The following is a 17,914-nucleotide window of genomic DNA, read 5'->3' on the forward strand; positions in this document are numbered from 1 at the left end:
AATGGCCTCAAAATTTAAAAAGTCAACTGCAACTGTTGTCATGTTATTCGGGCTTTATATATCGAATGGATTAGCAATAATCCCATGCCAGGCCAGAGAATCCGAATCAATACAAGTATCAGATGCGGGTTCATCATCTTTACAACAACCGGAACAATCAACAAAGCCATCGATAATCGATATACTTCCAAGGATGTATACAACCGAAGAAGTTTATGCTCGATTTCAGGAACATGAGTTCAGAGCAACAAACGACTTCAAAAAGTGCCGATTGATGGTTACAGGAAAAATAAAAAGAATTAGCACAGCCACTTTCAGTAAAAATCCGGTAGTAACATTACATATCCCTGATTCAAGTGAAGGCCTGAAGTTCTTTTTCGAAAATACGGATTATGATAACAATACTGTAGCAGCATTAAACGTGGGCGATACAGTGATTATTGCTGGATGGAATGCACGACCAGGAACATTTGGAGGCATTTTCTTAGATGATTCGCACATCATGACAAAAATGGTTTCAAAGAAGAAGAGGCAAATGTTGGCTTTAAACGGTGGAATTTATGATCGGGAGATTTGTCATAAGTAGTATCATTCATTTTCATCAAATACAGGGGCATATGCCCCTATATACGAATCAAAAGAAGTAAGACGTTACGATAGTTGCAAAGAATAAAATGATCATTATCAAAAATAAGGTGTAATCTGTCATACGGTCTGCCGGGTAAAATTCCCGGCGACTTACCCAACTCCCCGCCGCGGAAATTTCAGAAATCCCCTCACCTTGTACACAGCTAGTAGTGCAAATTTCTCAGTCGTATTCTCAGCACGACCTAGCTTGCTTACATCGCTTGCATACTAACCAACGGATCTTTAGCAAATATCTGTAAGGTAGGGCTGATGGGGCTAGTGAACAATCTACAAACTCAATCCGTGAGGGGGCAAAGTATTTCTGACAAAAAAGGGAATTGATACATACATGCGGTTTCGATTTGTCGCCTAAGCTCTGCTTCATCATCGGTATGTCGACCGAGGCTCAAATAGTAATTTTTACCTTCATGGATGGCATAAATAATCCAGTCTCCGGTTATTTTTTGTTCGTTCGAACGTCGCAACCAATTCTCCGTTACAGCCTCATGAGCGATCAGGGCCGCATCTTCAGCTGTAAAGTATCGTTCTTCACCTGATTTCATGACTTTTTCAACTTCTGCTTCTAATCGAGGTAAACCGTAATTTTTCAGAGCGATTTGTATATTCCTAGCCATAACATCTATACCAGCACCGTGATAGTGCTTGTGCCATAGTCCCCTAAGATAAGGCTTCCGGTTAAACATTGTCGGTGGTTTAGTTCTGCTTTCGCCCCGTAAAGGATTGCCTTCCAGGCAAGAAATTTCATCAACGATGATGAAAGGGTTTTCACTTCTGGACATGAAAGAACCGTAAAGTTGCAAAATCAGCAGCGCGCTAATTCTGGTAAGCATTTCCTCTTTTATTCCGAAGCGAAGGATAGTGTTTATTATTTCTTCCGTTTTGTCTTCTTCGCCATTCATAAAGCGGTGGGGATAGCTCATTAATAATGCACCTCAGTTCAACATGACAGGTACATGCTATCACGCAAGTCCAGAGGTAAGTAGTGAGTACATTTAGGTAACAGTGCTCTGAGCTTTTCCTGGTAGACGACGGGAAATTAATTTGGCATCAACAATTGCTCATTTTATGAGCAGATTTATCATGTGTTTGATTGTCCTTAGATACAGTGACGTTTGCACATGCTTCGTCAGAAAGATTGATGTAAAATCACACGATTAAGTGCCAGCACGGGAAGTGAAAATGGATGATGCACATGGTAACTATGTTATCAAGCCGATAAGGCGCATTGGTAAGGGCGGGTTCGGCTACGTTGAAGAGATTCGGCTCCAAAATTACCAAGGTCACACCTGCGGAGCATATGCAAGAAAAGTCTTCGCGCTACAAGACCCAGCCTATAGAGATGAATTCATCCGTAGGTTCGAAAGAGAGGTCACTTACCAAGCGGACTGTAAGCATACTAATATTGTGCCTATTTATCTTCATCACTTGGTTGGTGATGAGCCTTGGTTTGTGATGGATTTAGCCGAAGGAGATTTGGTAACGGCTTTGCGTTCAGGCGAAATGACAATAAGGGATAAGATCAGCGCAATTCGCATGACACTGGAAGGCGTTGCATACCTCCACGATCACAACTATTGGCACCGAGATTTAAAACCTCAAAACGTTTTGAGGTTTTCTGACGGAACTTACAAAATTTCTGATTTCGGTTTAGTCAAGAATGCGGATCAAAAAGCCGAGTCGGAGGTGATAACAAAGGTAGCTGCAATCATGGGTACCGAGCGTTATATGGCTCCAGAGGTTTTCGCTGGAATCTATTCAGAAAAAACAGATATCTTTGCCTTAGGTGTCCTCATTGAAGACATGGACTTAGGGGCAATACCGGGCGTAGATGACTTGGTTACGAAAAGTACAGCTAGGAAACCGCCCAAAAGACATAGTTCTGTGCATGAAATGCTCGCAGACTTGGAAAAAATAGTTATAGGGAATGGGTTATGATTGAATTATTAACTTGTGGCTTGTTCTCCTTCTCAAAAGAGCCACGCAGAGAAAATCAAGATACCATCCTTCCACCACTACTCATCAATAATGGTTTTTTGATTGCTGTAGCTGATGGCGTTGGATCGTATGACGGTGCACAAAACGCGTCTCAATCAGCTATAAGAGAGCTACCTGAACTTGTCAGAAAAGGAAATCTGCAAAATATGACGAGCCTTTTTCTTTCTCTCAAGGAGGGGGTTTCTTCATTGTCTGAGATGAACGTCAAGTTTTCTCACGCAGCTACAACGCTGACATTTTGTTTTGTTGATGATGAGGGCCTTCATATTGGACATGTTGGGGATTGTCGTTTGTATGTGAAAACGGATTCTAAACTCAAACAAATAACCAAAGACCATACCCAGCACCAGAAGCTACTTGATGATAAAATATACAGCAAGAGTGAGCTGAAACAATTGCCGGGCAAGAATACTCTCACTACGGCAATTGCGAATGCGATCCCGCTCGATTTCCAGCAAACCTTTATCCCTCATGATGAGCTGCTTAATGACCGTGACGAAGCATTCGTATATTTGATGTCAGATGGTACACATGCATTCTGGGAAAAAAGACCACGTTTCTCACCGAACACATTAGAAAACCCTTCAAGTTTTGCATCCAGCCTCTATAAACGTATCGAGCGAGCTGGTCCGATAGACGACCATTCATTGATCGCAGTTAGATACAGGGTTCTTTAACCACCTTCGTGAAGTGAACCCCTAATCGTTGGATGTCCAACTTTCGGGGTTCACTTCATGATGGAGGTTTTCTATTGTCTCGCTTACTTGCACAACAAATAGTTCCTCGCTGCTAAACACAACACAAATTCCGCAGTAAGTTGATGAGAATCATTCTTGATATAAGACTATAGGTACTTTCTCTTTTGGGTATACCTGATAAAGACCATGATACAAAGTCTCAATAGGGTTAAATTTAACTCTATTGAAAACAAAAACACGTACTGTATCATATGGGTGTCCATTTAATATTCAAAAGAGAATACATAATGAATGTCCGTATCTATTGCCGTGCATCTACCGAAGGCCAACATGCTGATCGTGCATTAGTTAGCCTGCTCGAATTTGCGCAAAGCAAAAACTGGCAAGTAGCCGGAGAATACATCGAGAATGCCAGCGGTGCGAAGCTGGAACGTATGGAACTGATGCGCCTACTTGCGGAAGCACAGCCTGGCGATTTGCTTCTAATTGAAGCGATTGACCGTCTCAGTCGTCTTCAATATGAAGAATGGGCTGAACTCAAAGCTACGTTGAACAGTAAAGGGCTGGTGATCGTATCAATGGACTTACCGACCAGTTGGCAGATGGTTGAAATATCCGGTAACGACCTAACCAGTGGCATTCTTCGGGCAGTCAATGCAATGCTGATCGATATTCTTGCGACAATGGCACGACAAGATTATGAAACCCGACGTAAACGCCAGGCACAGGGTATAGCAAGAGCAAAACAGGCTGGTTTGTATACGGGGAAAGAAAAAGATATGGAAGCCCGTGAGACTGTTCGCGAAATGCTGGCGCAGAACGTTAAACCAGCCCACATCATGAAAGCGGCAGATATAAGCCGTGCAACCTTTTACCGCATCAAGAAAGAGTTATTAGAACGGGCTGGAACTGATAGTTTCAGCAGACGGAATGCAATCGAATCTGATAATATGCTTTGAGCGCGATGCGAAAGTTAGGAGTTCTTCTCACAATTGGTGGAGCATTTCGTATATTGCTTTGCCATGATCAGCCTGGAAACGGTCTAGCTCACATCGAGGAAACATCAAGGATGTCACTATAACGACGCAAATCTGTGTTTTGTATATTCCCAAAACTTCTTTCGCAATGAGGCACTACTATCATGCCTAAGAGGATCCTATGAGCAATATGCTTACATTTTTTTATTGAAAAAAATTAGTTTCAAAGACCTTCATGTGAATAAACCCCTTTTATACAAAAATTGTTTGATGGTAGGATCTTGCACACATGTTAATGCTTAACTGGCGAGGGTAGACTTATAAACAAGTTATGGCTTCATCAACTTCTAACTAGACTAGTAGCACAAAGGTCTACCGATTTTGTAGGAATTGGGGTTATTGCTTATCGCACTATCGAGAACTTGCCTGTAGTTCCTTTAGGGTCGCGCCTTAATGCAGATAAAGGCTTACCCATTTCGGGTGCAGACCACGTCTTTAAGGTTCTTGCAATGTTGGCAACTCGTGGAAGCATTATGCATGATGGTTTTCACCTCATTGATGCAAAAAGCGGAGATCTCACTCATATTGCGCAATTTGTATCTCCTCCTCTCGATGTTGCTCTTGCCAACCCATTAGCTGTTTGGCCGCAAGGTGCTCGTCAGATGACAGCTAAGCTAATATCAACCTTACCACAAGTGGAAGCTGCCGCTATAATATCCGCGGAAGGATATATACACATTTATAAAAATGGTTTTGAAGATACAATTGGTGAGCTCCAATGAATAATCTTAGTCTAACTACTGCCGAGTTTGAACGCCTACTAAAAGTATTTGGCTGGCTGCTGGGGCTACTAGGCTTGCTGATTTTTCTTATCCAATGGTATTACCTCCATCAACCAATACCCTCTGCTGCATGGAAGGCATTCAGCTCATCGCTTGGTCTTTGTGTTTTATTCTTCGGGGTATTTTCAAAATTAGCCTGGCGCTGGCAGCATCTAGCCAAATGGATGAATCGACCACTCGTCCATGGCGTTTGGGTTGGAGAGCTAAGGTCAGACTACGGTGCTATTGACGGAAACCGATTGGTCATTCCAATTTTTTTCGTGATACGACAAACCTATCTAACTCTATCTATTCAATCTTTTACCGAAAGACAGGAAGGAGAATCCCGACTTGAAGCTCTTTTAAGAAGCTCGAAAACAGACGTGACCAGGCTTTGCTATGTCTTTGAACTAAGGAAAGTTTTTTCAGGCGCACATTCAATAACAAGCGGTGCAGGGGAATTAAAGTTAGCGGGAGATCAATTATCTTTGAACGGAACATATTGGACAAATACACCAACACACGGAGAGATAACTTTAAGACTCGTCACTCGTGACTGTAAAGGTATAGCATCCTACAAAGAAGCCGAAAACACACAACGTAAAATTGCTGTATGATAAAATTATCATTTTAAAAAATCTGACTGAATGCTTTTTACTAAACTATCAAATTTTAAAGAGGGAGGCTAACTGCCCCCCTCTATTTTCAAGCTAAAGTACTTGAATGCCTTTGAGCAATTCACTTTCGTTGAGTGCTAATTGCCGTCCAAAATTACCAATGTGCTCATTCATTACTTCATTAACCAAGTTATTAACCACATTAGTTAGCTTCATCAACTCATTTAATGAATTATCATCCTCGAAGATTTTTCTAGTACCATTAGGCACATCCAATTTTTTCGCCTCAATAGGATGCGAACAAAGATAGTTTAACCATCGATGTGTTTCCACCAATACAGCAAGCTCATAATATGCATTATGACGCAGATTATTTTCATCGGCGTGATACATAATCGATGTTAAATCATAGCTGTTAAGACCAATTTCTGTACCCTCCTCATCTTGGAAGTCAGACTTTATGGTCTTCAGTAAGCGTATGCTTTTACGCAAGCCACCATTAGAACGATCACATTTACTCTCAATTCGCTTTATATGTACAAATGGGGAGTTATAAATTCGTTTACGCTCATCTCTTTGTAGAATCATTACCCCACGGTCGCTCTCTTCCTGACTTAACTGATAGTCAATATTATCCCACCAGATTGCGGGTACTACATCTACTTCCCGTTGTAATGAGCCACCTGTAATTCTCAAAGATTTATTATTTTCATCATCAACGTATGCTTCTGGAAATGCTTTTCTTAGTTCATCGCGTGCTGTATTGCGTAATGTGAGTATAACATCATCTTCTTTCTTAGATGTGGGTGTATATAGACTCTGTCTAACCCCATCACGATCATACATTAGCATCTGCTTATCAATAACAAGCAAATCAACATCACTGAAACCCTTAATATGAATATCTAAAGCAACAGAGCCTTGCAGACGAAAGTCAAGATTATATTCACTCAGTCTTTTTTCAAGCTGGTTTTCAATCCGCTTTGCGGTATTAAGTGATACCTCAGTATATTGAGTTTCGACAGATTGCATAGCACCTATGACGTAACGTGTCGCGTTATCTCCCCTGCCACGACGCTCCCATTCTTCCTGAGAGGAAAGTACATTTGCTAATATCTCATAACTCTCAAGACCATCCATTGCAACACCACTATAAGACTCCATCGCAACCTTAACTTGTTCCGGGGAGCCCTTGCGGCGTTTTTTCATCCGCTGAATGCGGTCACTGAAAGTTGAACTAGACATTAGCGATCCTCTTGATTGTCATGGTGCCATAAGTAGCTCGGCCTTGAGCGTTGAAATAATGCCCTTCAGCCGTTAATAAATCTTCATCAAACCAGAATTCAGCAAATCCTATATGTGCATGAAGGTGCTCTTCGCCCATTTTTGGTTGGTTTTTATAGTGGTATAGCAACTGATAACCAATGCATTCATCGTAAATTATCGATGCAGTAACACTATCAGATTGCGATTGAGCAGTTTTGAGAACAATCCGGACCTTATCCCATGACTGTACGATTGTTAGCACACCTTCCCAAGGCTTACCCCCCTCCGTTTTTGTTAAACCTTGAACTTGCCACTTACCTGAGAGGTCAGGCACGCGCAGAGCTCTGCCTACTAACGGCGCTCTCCATAGGGATTTGTCCAGTAATTTATAGAGAATTAAGTAAATGGTTCCAGCCCCACCAAGTGATAGGAGAGAAGGAGGGATATGGCTGTCGAAGTTGAAATGCTTAAGCATCTCGGCCACTTTCAACATTGAAAAGATTATAAAAGCAGACAAAGTTGAGGCAACGATCGCAAGCAATCTGCCAACCTGACTACGATTAAGTCCACATATGACAATATACTCATGACTCTTCATTCAACTCTATCCATCACATCCCACGTACTAGTGAGGTTTAAACGTGAAAAAGCCAAACCAGCTGAAGCATAAAGACTGACAAACTATAGAAGTACAACTTTTAACCAAAAAACCTAAGGCACTAGATATAGAGCCAGTGTAAAAATAATTATCGATATACTGTGTTTACAACTAAGATCTTATCGTTTTTTTAATTCAAAACAAAGCAAAAAAGCGGCAGCACATGCAATAAACGACTTAGCACTCGCAGTTGACTGAGCCCGCCCCGGTAGACAGTCCTGCCCTACAGTAGTTTATAAGCGTATACCTACAAAGTGGCAGTGGGGCAAGTTTCATCTTCGAGTTTGATTAGGTATGTCATCGCATCTGTTCGATTCGTTGAACACATATCCAAAGAGGGTTGCAGGCTACTACAAACTTTAGGACGAAGATGGGATCCAAAAATGTTACATAAATTATCATTAGATAGCTGAACACACCTTACATTTGCTGGTTTCCCTTGCGGCATACCAGGGATAGGGCTGGATATTGAAGGAGCGATGCAACAGGCCCCACAATCGATTCGGCATTCCATCAGGACATCTCAGATTCTTTGTATTCGAATAAAACATTAACACATTGTCAGAATCAGGGCGACAGTATGTAACTAAGAACTATTCCGCATAAAATTCGCGATTGTCCTCTCATATGGATTAATGCTCATTTAAAAATCTCAAGCGTATGCAGTAAAATCCATCAGTTAGATCGCCCTAGCGTAAGATGAATTCTGCCCCTCGCTTTACCAGGAGTTATAATGAGCTTTCATATCAAGAAAAGCATTCGCGTTGGACCGATGAGATTTAACCTAACTAAATCAGGAGTCGGGGCATCAATTGGCATAAAAGGACTGAGGTTTGGGACTGGCCCAAGAGGAAATTATATCCACATCGGTGCTGGTGGAGTCTATTATCGTGCTTCGCTTTCACCAAGCCTGGTCCCACAGAACAGAAAGAAGGTTCAACATGTACCAGACGAGTCCCCAATAGGACATGACACTACACATGCACCTCTTGAGGAAATCGAGTCATCCCATATCTCAGAAATCGTTGATTCAAGTTCCCGAGAACTGCTTGAAGAGTTGAACAACAAACGTAAGAAGTCACAAATATGGCCCTTGATCCTCTGCCTTTCGATTGCGCTGTTACTTTACGGTTTTTCACAGGCATGGCCTGAGTGGTGCCTCGCCATAGGTTTTATCTTAGGGGCAGCAATTTCTGTTTTTGCTTACATGTACGATCAGCTAAGAAAGACTACTGTTCTTTTTTATGACTTTGATGATCAAATGATGGCATGTTACCAGCAACTTCATGATAGTGGAGCCAAGCTCGCAAGCTGCTCAAAAGTATGGCATATAGAAGCTTCTGGAGCCGTTTATGACCCCAAGTATCATGCCGGGGCTGGTAACTTACTACGCAGAAAAATAACCTCTATCAGCAAATCAAAGCCTCCCTTTGTTAAAACAAATATTGAGACGATTGCTATCAATGTCGGCCGTCAAACATTACATTTTTTTCCAGATAGAGTACTCGTTTATGACCGTGAAGGTGTTGGCGCTGTTGGTTATAACCAGCTATTCGTTAATGTTGGTGACAGTCGATTCATTGAAAGCGAAGGTGTACCTGGAGATGCCATAGTCGTTGGCAGGACATGGAAGTATGTGAACAAGTCTGGAGGCCCAGACAGAAGATTTAAAGACAATTCAGAACTTCCTATATGCTTGTATGAAAACCTTTCGTTTACAAGTCATTCTGGACTAAATGAGTTATTACAGCTGTCGAAAACTGGCTATGGAGAAAGCTTTTCACATTCAATTGAAACACTTAGCAAAAAAGTCATTTCTACTTAGCTATGACATTTTTAAACTGTGAATAATTGACTATTAGGCTTGCCCTCGGGCATTCCTGGAATGGGGCTTGAAATAGACGGTGCAGTGCAGCACGCGCCACAATCGGAACGGCAATCCATAAATGCTCTCTTTCGCGGGCTAATGCCCGCGCAGTCGGGCATCGCGCGCACAGTAACACCTTTTGCGTATTGATAGCAAAAGCCACGAATTCCGCTTGCCTGAAAGGCCGCGCGCGAGTAATTTGGCGCGATATTTTTTACCTCCCGTAAACAGGATTACTGCAATGCCAAGAGCGAACGAAATTAAGAAAGGTATGGTGCTGAATTACAACGGCAAACTGCTGATTGTGAAAGATATCGACATTCAGGCCCCGAGCGCCCGTGGTGCAGCAACGCTGTACAAAATGCGTTTCGCCGATGTGCGCACCGGCCTTAAGGTGGAAGAGCGCTTCAAGGGTGACGATATCGTCGATACCGTGACCCTGACCCGCCGCTATGTTGATTTTTCCTACATCGACGGCAACGAATACGTGTTCATGGACAAAGAAGATTACACCCCGTACATCTTCACCAAAGATCAGATTGAAGAAGAGCTGCTCTTCATCCCGGAAGGCGGCATGCCTGACATGCAGGTTCTGACCTGGGACGGCGTGCTGCTGGCGCTGGAGCTGCCGCAGACCGTCGATCTGGAAATCGTTGAAACCGCGCCAGGCATCAAAGGCGCGTCAGCAAGTGCCCGCAACAAACCGGCGACCCTGACCACCGGCCTGGTTGTGCAGGTGCCGGAATACCTCTCTGCAGGCGAGAAGATCCGCATCCATATCGAAGAAAAACGCTATATGGGTCGCGCTGACTGAGTGCGGCACGTGTCGGGTAGCGGCTTCGCCTTACCCGACCTACAAAACGCAAAAACCGGCTCTCGGGCCGGTTTTTTTGTAGGCCCGGTAAGCGTTAGCGCCACCGGGCAACAGAGCTTACAGAAGCTCCGGATACTTCGTCATCTTCAGCGCCAGCTCAACGCCGCGCATTTCCGCCATCCCTTTAAGACGGCCAATCGCCGAGTAGCCCGGGTTGGTTTTCTTACGCAGATCGTCCAGCATCTGGTGGCCGTGATCCGGACGGAACGGAATAGGACGCACATCGCCCGCCTGCTTACGACGCGCCTCTTCCGCCAGAATGGCGTCTACCACCGCGACCATATTCACATCGCCGCCAAGATGCGCAGCCTCGTGGAAGGTCTTTGGATTCTCTTCACGGCAGGTCGCGCGCAGATGCGTGAAGTGGATACGATCCCCAAAGGTTTCAATCATCTGCACCAGGTCGTTATCCGCACGCACGCCGTAGGAGCCGGTACACATGGTGAAGCCGTTATAGATGCTGTTGACCGTCTCTTTCAGCCACTGCATGTCTTCAAGGGTGGAGACGATGCGCGGCAGACCGAGGATAGGACGCGGTGGATCGTCCGGATGCACCGCCAGACGCACGCCGACCTCTTCCGCGACCGGCACGATAGCGCGCAGGAAATACGCCATGTTTTCGCGCAGCTGCTGCTTATCGATATCGCCATATTCCGCCAGGCGCGCGCGGAACTGATCCAGGGTATAGCCCTCTTCTGCGCCCGGCAGGCCGGCAATGATATTGCGGGTCAGCTTTTCGATGTCCGCGTCGCTGGCGGCGTTAAACCACGCGCGCGCCTGCTGCAGCTCTTCTGCGGTATAGTCCGCTTCGGCGCCAGGACGTTTCAGAATGTGCAGCTCAAACGCCGCAAAGGCGATCTGGTCGAAGCGCAGCGCTTTTGAACCGTCCGGCATCTGATATTCAAGGTCGGTTCGCGTCCAGTCGAGGATAGGCATGAAGTTATAGCAGACCGTATCAATACCGCAGGCCGCCAGGTTGCGAATGCTCTGCTGGTAGTTAGCAATCCAGGTTTGGTACTCACCCGAATGGGTTTTGATATCCTCATGAACCGGAATGCTTTCCACGACAGACCAGGTTAACCCCTTCTCCGCCAGCAGCGCCTGACGCTGTTGAATTTCCTCTACCGGCCAAACCTGACCGTTAGGAATATGATGCAGCGCCGTGACCACACCCGTTGCGCCAGCCTGACGCACATCATCAAGAGAAACCGGATCGTTCGGCCCGTACCAACGCCAGGTTTGTTCCATTGCCTCACCCTCTTAAGTTGTTATACCAATATGTGATACTGCAATGACGACTACCATACATGTTTACCGTGAAGGGTCAATACAGCGCCACACATTGATTGATCAAACTCACAGAACGGGGATATTTACGGCTCACCAATTTTATTTGCTGTCATATAACTTTACACTGACATTGTTAATTAATGGTTAATCAGGTGTGTATCTCATGAAGACAATTGCCTCCGCCGTCCTTCCAGCCCAGGTTCAACAAGCGCGCTACGATCGTGCGCAACTACGCTCCCGCATCGTTCACTTTGGCTTTGGCGCGTTTCACCGTGCGCACCAGGCATTGTTAACAAATCGGGTGCTGAATGAAAAAGGCGGCGACTGGGGCATTTGCGAGATTAGCCTCTTCAGCGGCGATGTGCTGATGAGCCAGCTGCGCGCGCAGGATCATCTGTTCACCGTTTTGGAAAAAGGAGCTGAAGGTGATGAGGCGATTATCGTCGGTGCCGTCCATGAGTGCCTGAACGCAAAGCTGGATTCCCTGCCCGCCATCATTGAGAAATTTTGTGAGCCGCAGGTCGCTATCGTGTCGCTTACCATCACGGAGAAAGGCTACTGCATCGATCCCGCCACCGGAAAGCTCGATCTGCACAACGCGCGGATAATCCACGACCTGGAAAACCCCGCAGAGCCGCATTCCGCCCCCGGGATCCTGGTCGAGGCGCTTCACCGCCGCCGCGAGCGCGGCCTGCCAGCGTTTACCGTGCTCTCGTGCGACAACATCCCTGATAACGGTCACGTGGTGAAAAACGCGGTACTGGGCATGGCGCAAAAGCGTTCTGCGGAACTGTCTGAATGGATTGATCGCCACGTGAGCTTCCCGGGAACGATGGTCGACAGGATTGTGCCCGCCGCCACGGAAGCCTCGCTGGCGGAAATTACCGACGCGCTGGGCGTGGACGATCCGTGCGCCATCAGCTGCGAGCCGTTTATTCAGTGGGTGGTGGAAGATAACTTTGTCGCTGGACGTCCGGCGTGGGAAGTCGCGGGCGTTCAGATGGTGCAGGATGTTCTGCCCTGGGAGCAGATGAAATTACGCATGCTCAACGGCAGCCACTCTTTCCTGGCGTATCTGGGGTATCTCGCGGGCTACGCCCATATTAATGAATGCATGGAGGACGCCGCTTTCCGCGACGCCGCCCGTCGCCTCATGCTGGACGAGCAGGCGCCCACCTTACGGATTAAGGATGTGGACCTCACCGCATACGCCGACAGCCTGCTTGAGCGCTTTGCCAACCCGGCCCTGCAGCATCGGACCTGGCAAATCGCGATGGACGGTAGCCAGAAACTGCCCCAGAGAATGCTGGACGGGATCCGCGTCCACCTTGAGCGAAAAACGCCGTGGCCGCTGCTGGCCCTCGGCGTGGCCGGCTGGATACGCTACGTCAGCGGTACCAATGAACGCGGCAACGCGATTGACGTTCGCGATCCCCTCAGCGATAAAATCCGCGCGGTGGTTAACGCCAGCAGCAACGCCGACCGCGTCAACGCGCTGCTGGGGCTGAGTGAAGTCTTTGGTCACGATCTCCCGCAAAACAGCCTGTTTGTGGAGGCTGTCGGCCAGGCATACCGGCGCATTACCCGCCACGGCGCGCGTCAGGCTGTTATCGAAACGTTAAATATTTAACGATTATTGCGCTTAAGGCGAACGGATGTGGCCTCCGTTCGCCCTTCCCCTTCTCACCGGTCACGTTTTTCGCCAGGATAGAGAGAAGTGTTACAGCATCACAATTCTCATCTGGAGCGCACGTGACCAAAACCAACCTCATCACCGGTTTTCTCGGCAGCGGTAAAACCACCTCAATTCTCCACCTGCTGGCGAATAAAGATCCGGCCGAGAAGTGGGCCGTGCTGGTCAATGAATTTGGCGAGGTGGGCATCGACGGCGCGTTGCTGTCATCCAGCGGCGCGATGATTAAAGAGATCCCCGGCGGATGCATGTGCTGCGTCAATGGCCTGCCGATGCAGGTCGGGCTCAATACGCTGCTGCGTCAGGGTAAACCCGACCGCTTGCTAATTGAACCCACCGGGCTGGGTCACCCGAAGCAGATCCTCGATTTACTGACCGCCCCGGTTTACGAGCCGTGGATCGATCTGCGCGCTACCCTGTGCCTGCTCGATCCGCGCCAGCTCCTGGATGACAAAGCGGTGGCCAATGAGAACTTCCGTGACCAGCTCGCCTCGGCTGACGTTATCGTTGCCAATAAAGACGATCGCGCCACGGCTGAAAGCCAGGCCGCGCTGGACGCGTGGTGGCAACACTTCGGCGGCAATCGCACGCGGGTGCAGGCCACTCAGGGAAATATTGATATCGCTCTGCTTGACCTTCCACGTCTCAACCTGGCTGAACTTCCGGCCAGCGCGGAACATGCGCATCGCCATCCTGTGAAACAGGGGTTAGCCGCCCTTAGCCTGCCCGAACATCAGCGCTGGCGTCGTAACCTGAACAGCGGTCAGGGATATCAGGCCTGCGGGTGGATTTTTGATGCTGACACCGTTTTCGATACCATCGGGATCCTGGAGTGGGCCCGACATGCTCCCGTCGATCGCGTGAAGGGGATCATGCGCACGCCGGACGGCCTGGTGCGGATCAACCGTCAGGGCGACGATTTCTTTATTGAAACGCAAAATGTGGCTCCCCCCGACAGCCGTATAGAGTTAATTAGTGCGGTTAACGCCGACTGGAATGCCCTGCAGTCCAGCCTGTTGAGGATTCGTTTAAGTTCGGGCGGCTAACGTTGCCCCAGTTTTCTTACTATGCTGAACGTTATGACAACTCGATTTCCCCTGATTTTACTGCTTAATGTCGCCGGTCTGGCGCTTTTCTTCTCCTGGTATATCCCGGCAGATCACGGTTTCTGGTTCCCGCTGGATTCTGCCATTTTTCACTTCTTCAACCAGGAGCTGGTGAAGAGCAACGCGTTCCTGTGGCTGGTGGCCATTACCAACAACCGCGCCTTCGACGGCTTCTCGCTGCTGGCGATGGGCTGCCTGATGCTCTCGTTCTGGCTTAAAGAAGATAAGGCGGGACGCCGACGTATTTTGATTATCGGCCTGGTGATGCTGCTGTTTGCCGTTGTCATTAACCAGCTGGCCAACGCGATTATTCCGGTTAAGCGTTCCAGCCCAACGCTCTTCTTTACCGATATTCATCGCGTCAGCGAACTGCTGCATATTCCAACAAAAGATGCGTCGAAGGACAGTTTCCCCGGCGATCACGGCATGATGTTGCTTATTTTTTCCGCAATCATGCTTCGCTATTTCGGCAGAAAAGCGTTTGCCATAGCCCTGATTATTTTTGTGGTTTTTGCCTTCCCGCGCGTAATGATTGGCGCTCACTGGTTCACCGATATTGCCGTCGGTTCGCTCTCCGTGGCGCTGATTGCGCTGCCGTGGTGTTTAATGACCCCACTGAGCGACAGGATAATAGCGATGTTCGATCGCTATCTTCCCGGTAAAACGCAACAACAATTAAACAAATAACTAACCTAAATTAACCTGCGCTATCAGGGATCGACATGATCCCTGATAGCGTTCTCGCCACGATCTTTCCCCACTGTCATATTCTCGTCATCATATTCATGATAGAAATGAAGCAATTGCGCGATAAAGCGTCGGATCTGACTGCATTCTGAGCAATTACGGATTTTTACTTTCTGTATCACATTTTCTTATAAAAAAAGGGCTTTTTTTACTCGCAATACCCCAGGCAATCGGTTAATCTCGAACTCGTTTTGCCCCATAGGGATAATTATTTCAATGGTGAATAATTTTGTGCGCTATGCCACAAATGTGACCAGAAAGAATTGTCTCAATGTGAACAGATAATTAGTCTCGTCACGTTTGGCATTTTTATAACGATATTTATCGTTAAGGACTTCAAGGGAAAATAAACAAAATGGTCAAATCTCAACCGTTTCTGAGATATATCTTACGGGGCATCCCGGCGATAGCAGTCGCGGTACTGTTATCTGCATGTAGTACATCGAACACCGCAAAGAATATGCATCCTGAGACGCGTGTTGTGGGAATGGAAGATTCCTCTTCACTGCAAGCCTCTCAGGATGAATTTGAAAATATGGTACGTAATCTGGACGTGAAGTCCCGCATTATGGACCAGTATGCTGACTGGAAAGGCGTGCGCTATCGTCTTGGCGGCAGCACGAAAACAGGTATTGATTGTTCCGGTTTTGTACAGCGTACCTTCCGCGAACAATTTGGGTTAGATCTTCCGCGTTCAACTTATGAACAGCAGGAGATGGGCAAGTCGATTTCACGTACCAAACTGCGCACCGGTGATTTAGTTCTGTTCCGTGCAGGTTCTACAGGTCGACATGTTGGCATCTACATTGGTAACGATCAGTTCGTCCATGCCTCCACCAGCAGCGGTGTGACCATTTCCAGCATGAACGAACCGTACTGGAAGAAGCGCTACAACGAAGCGCGTCGCGTACTGACCCGCAGTTAATATGATAATTGTATCGTCGGTTATCCCTTGGCTGACGATATGATGAAAAAAAGCACTGCTTAGGCAGTGTTTTTTTTTGCCCATTACACTGAATACATCGAGCGGCATTTCAGGAATCACGACGTCTATGTTCACCCGCTACTTCTCCAGCAATCGCAAGATACTGATCCTCAGTATTATCACAGGCCTGATCGCCGCCCTGCTCCTGGGTTCGTTGCAATTTTTCTGGAGCTACCATAAGCGGGAAGTCAAATTTGACACCCTGATTCACGATATCAGCATCTATATGGAGAGCTATTTCGACGAGTTAAAGCACGCTGTCGATGTTCTCCAGCCGCTCACGCTAAATAGCTGTCACGACGTCAACCAGGAGCTCACCTCGCGCGCCGCCTTTAGCATTAACGTTCGCGCTTTCCTGCTGGTCAGAGACAAAATGGCCTTCTGCTCTTCTGCCACCGGCCCGATGAATACCCCGATGGAGGAGCTGATACCCGAGTTGCACATCGACAAGCAGATTGATATGGCGTTGCTTGCAGGCACACCCATGTTGCCCAACAGGCCCGCCATTGCCATCTGGTATCGTAACCCGTTGGTAAAAGACGGCGGCGTATTCACCTCGGTGAATATCAATCTCACGCCTTACCTGCTCTACACCGCGCGCCAGGATGAGTTCGCGGGCATCGCCCTCATCATCGGTGATAAGGCGTTGTCAACGCAATCCAGTAAGCTTATCGAGGCGAGCGACCTGCACGAAATCCCGGCCCGGACCGCGACGCTAAACGATCTGCCTCTGACCATCAAGCTGTATGCGGACGCCTGGACCAGCGATGAAATTCTCTACGCCCTCTTCTTTGGGCTGGTATGCGGTATTTGCGCCGGATCGCTCAACTACTACATCCTGAGTATTCGGGTCAACCCGGGCAAAGAGATTTTAAGCGCCATCAAGCGCGGTCAGTTTTATGTGGTTTACCAGCCCGTCGTTGATGCCAAATCCCTCAGGATGACCGGGCTTGAAGTCCTGATGCGCTGGAAACACCCGACAATGGGGGAAATTCCGCCGGACGCGTTTATCAACTTTGCTGAAGCGCAAAAGCTGATCGTTCCGCTGACGCTGCATCTCTTTGACCTTATTATTCACGATGCTCCCGTTTTACAGACGGTGTTACCTCCGGGCGCAAAAATGGGCATTAACATCGCGCCGGGGCACCTGCATGCAGAAAGCTTCAAAGACGATATGCGCACCTTCAAAGCGTTAATGCCGGCGGATTACTTCCAGATCGTGCTGGAAATTACCGAACGCGACATGCTTAATCATCGGGAAGCCAGCAGCCTCTTCGAATGGCTGCATAACGAAGGGTTTGAGATAGCCATCGATGATTTTGGCACCGGCCACAGCGCGCTGATTTATCTTGAGCATTTCACCATGGATTACCTCAAGATCGACCGTGGTTTTGTTAATGCGATAGGTACGGAGACCGTGACCTCGCCGGTGCTGGATGCCGTTCTGACGCTGGCAAGACGAATGAATATGTTGACCGTCGCCGAAGGGGTGGAAACGCCGGAACAGGCTGCGTGGCTGCGCGAACACGGCGTTAACTACCTGCAAGGCTACTGGATTAGCCGCCCGATGCCGCTGGCGCAGTTCCGCGAATGGCGGCCTGATATTTCGCCCGCGGGTGATTAATTTCACATTGCCCGTGACGTCACTTATTATTCAGCTTAACCGAGCCGG

General features: G+C 47.5%; 18 protein-coding genes and 1 pseudogene. 13 read left to right on the forward strand and 6 right to left on the reverse strand.

What is annotated here, in order from left to right; genetic code table 11:
- The first annotated feature begins 1 nt into the window (after position 1).
- A complete protein-coding gene (locus tag L6R44_RS19900) occupies positions 2-586 on the forward strand; it encodes a hypothetical protein (protein WP_047355787.1) in 585 nt (194 codons plus the stop codon).
- Positions 587-923: 337 nt separating this feature from the next.
- On the opposite strand, the gene L6R44_RS19905 is transcribed toward L6R44_RS19900, so the two are convergent.
- Positions 924-1,568: a hypothetical protein gene (locus L6R44_RS19905; RefSeq protein ID WP_047355788.1), complete on the reverse strand. Its 645-nt coding sequence runs from the start codon at positions 1,566-1,568 to the stop codon at positions 924-926.
- Positions 1,569-1,827: 259 nt separating this feature from the next.
- On the opposite strand from L6R44_RS19905, the gene L6R44_RS19910 reads away from it, so the two are divergent.
- From L6R44_RS19910 to L6R44_RS19930, 5 genes are all read left to right on the forward strand, one after another.
- Positions 1,828-2,583 carry a serine/threonine protein kinase gene (locus L6R44_RS19910; protein ID WP_047355789.1) on the forward strand — a complete coding sequence of 252 codons (756 nt, stop codon included), beginning with the start codon at positions 1,828-1,830 and terminating at the stop codon, positions 2,581-2,583.
- Positions 2,580-3,320, forward strand: a complete 741-nt coding sequence (locus L6R44_RS19915; RefSeq protein ID WP_047355790.1) for a PP2C family protein-serine/threonine phosphatase — start codon at positions 2,580-2,582, stop codon at positions 3,318-3,320. The genes L6R44_RS19910 and L6R44_RS19915 overlap by 4 nt, the downstream gene beginning before the upstream one ends.
- 308 nt (positions 3,321-3,628) lie before the next feature.
- On the forward strand, positions 3,629-4,300 hold the full coding sequence (locus tag L6R44_RS19920) for a recombinase family protein (protein WP_237425201.1): 672 nt from the start codon (positions 3,629-3,631) through the stop codon (positions 4,298-4,300).
- Positions 4,301-4,827: 527 nt separating this feature from the next.
- Positions 4,828-5,100 (forward strand): hypothetical protein, encoded by a 273-nt coding sequence (locus L6R44_RS19925; protein ID WP_237425202.1) that lies wholly within the window; start codon positions 4,828-4,830, stop codon positions 5,098-5,100.
- Positions 5,097-5,756, forward strand: coding sequence for a hypothetical protein (locus tag L6R44_RS19930; protein ID WP_226834868.1), 660 nt, complete (start codon positions 5,097-5,099; stop codon positions 5,754-5,756). The genes L6R44_RS19925 and L6R44_RS19930 overlap by 4 nt, the downstream gene beginning before the upstream one ends.
- 93 nt (positions 5,757-5,849) lie before the next feature.
- Here the strand turns inward: L6R44_RS19930 and L6R44_RS19935 are convergent, their stop codons facing one another.
- From L6R44_RS19935 to L6R44_RS19945, 3 genes are all read right to left on the reverse strand, one after another.
- Entirely contained in the window at positions 5,850-7,001 is a 1,152-nt protein-coding gene (locus L6R44_RS19935) for a hypothetical protein (RefSeq protein ID WP_047355793.1), read from the reverse strand.
- Positions 6,994-7,620, reverse strand: coding sequence for a hypothetical protein (locus L6R44_RS19940; protein WP_047355794.1), 627 nt, complete (start codon positions 7,618-7,620; stop codon positions 6,994-6,996). Before L6R44_RS19940 ends, L6R44_RS19935 begins: the two co-directional genes overlap by 8 nt.
- A 307-nt stretch (positions 7,621-7,927) precedes the next feature.
- Positions 7,928-8,194 (reverse strand): YkgJ family cysteine cluster protein, encoded by a 267-nt coding sequence (locus L6R44_RS19945; RefSeq protein WP_072059494.1) that lies wholly within the window; start codon positions 8,192-8,194, stop codon positions 7,928-7,930.
- Positions 8,195-8,413: 219 nt separating this feature from the next.
- Between L6R44_RS19945 and L6R44_RS19950 the strand changes: the two genes are divergently transcribed.
- Positions 8,414-9,505: a DUF4236 domain-containing protein gene (locus tag L6R44_RS19950; RefSeq protein ID WP_047355795.1), complete on the forward strand. Its 1,092-nt coding sequence runs from the start codon at positions 8,414-8,416 to the stop codon at positions 9,503-9,505.
- A 35-nt stretch (positions 9,506-9,540) separates the two neighbouring features.
- Here the strand turns inward: L6R44_RS19950 and L6R44_RS19955 are convergent.
- Positions 9,541-9,624, reverse strand: a pseudogene (locus L6R44_RS19955) (YkgJ family cysteine cluster protein); the annotation flags it as partial.
- Between the two features lie 164 nt (positions 9,625-9,788).
- On the opposite strand from L6R44_RS19955, the gene yeiP reads away from it, so the two are divergent.
- Complete coding sequence (gene yeiP, locus L6R44_RS19960; RefSeq protein WP_008500940.1) at positions 9,789-10,361, forward strand: elongation factor P-like protein YeiP; 573 nt, start codon at positions 9,789-9,791, stop codon at positions 10,359-10,361.
- Positions 10,362-10,478: 117 nt separating this feature from the next.
- On the opposite strand, the gene uxuA is transcribed toward yeiP, so the two are convergent.
- Entirely contained in the window at positions 10,479-11,669 is a 1,191-nt protein-coding gene (gene uxuA / locus L6R44_RS19965) for a mannonate dehydratase (RefSeq protein ID WP_237425203.1), read from the reverse strand.
- Between the two features lie 205 nt (positions 11,670-11,874).
- Here uxuA and L6R44_RS19970 point away from each other — a divergent pair, with 205 nt between their 5' ends.
- From L6R44_RS19970 to L6R44_RS19990, 5 genes are all read left to right on the forward strand, one after another.
- On the forward strand, positions 11,875-13,341 hold the full coding sequence (locus L6R44_RS19970) for a mannitol dehydrogenase family protein (RefSeq protein ID WP_237425204.1): 1,467 nt from the start codon (positions 11,875-11,877) through the stop codon (positions 13,339-13,341).
- A gap of 122 nt (positions 13,342-13,463) precedes the next feature.
- Positions 13,464-14,450 carry a CobW family GTP-binding protein gene (locus tag L6R44_RS19975; RefSeq protein WP_237425205.1) on the forward strand — a complete coding sequence of 329 codons (987 nt, stop codon included), beginning with the start codon at positions 13,464-13,466 and terminating at the stop codon, positions 14,448-14,450.
- A gap of 33 nt (positions 14,451-14,483) precedes the next feature.
- The gene (locus L6R44_RS19980; protein WP_167513853.1) at positions 14,484-15,197 is read left to right on the forward strand and encodes a phosphatase PAP2 family protein; all 714 of its coding nucleotides are present in this window, start codon (positions 14,484-14,486) and stop codon (positions 15,195-15,197) included.
- Between the two features lie 415 nt (positions 15,198-15,612).
- Positions 15,613-16,182, forward strand: coding sequence for a bifunctional murein DD-endopeptidase/murein LD-carboxypeptidase (gene mepS / locus L6R44_RS19985; protein ID WP_008500946.1), 570 nt, complete (start codon positions 15,613-15,615; stop codon positions 16,180-16,182).
- 127 nt (positions 16,183-16,309) lie between these two features.
- Complete coding sequence (locus tag L6R44_RS19990) at positions 16,310-17,866, forward strand: cyclic di-GMP phosphodiesterase (RefSeq protein ID WP_032641811.1); 1,557 nt, start codon at positions 16,310-16,312, stop codon at positions 17,864-17,866.
- Positions 17,867-17,914: the final 48 nt, after the last annotated feature.

This window comes from Enterobacter cloacae complex sp. ECC445 (assembly GCF_021892025.1).
In the GTDB taxonomy this organism is placed as follows: domain Bacteria; phylum Pseudomonadota; class Gammaproteobacteria; order Enterobacterales; family Enterobacteriaceae; genus Enterobacter; species Enterobacter chengduensis.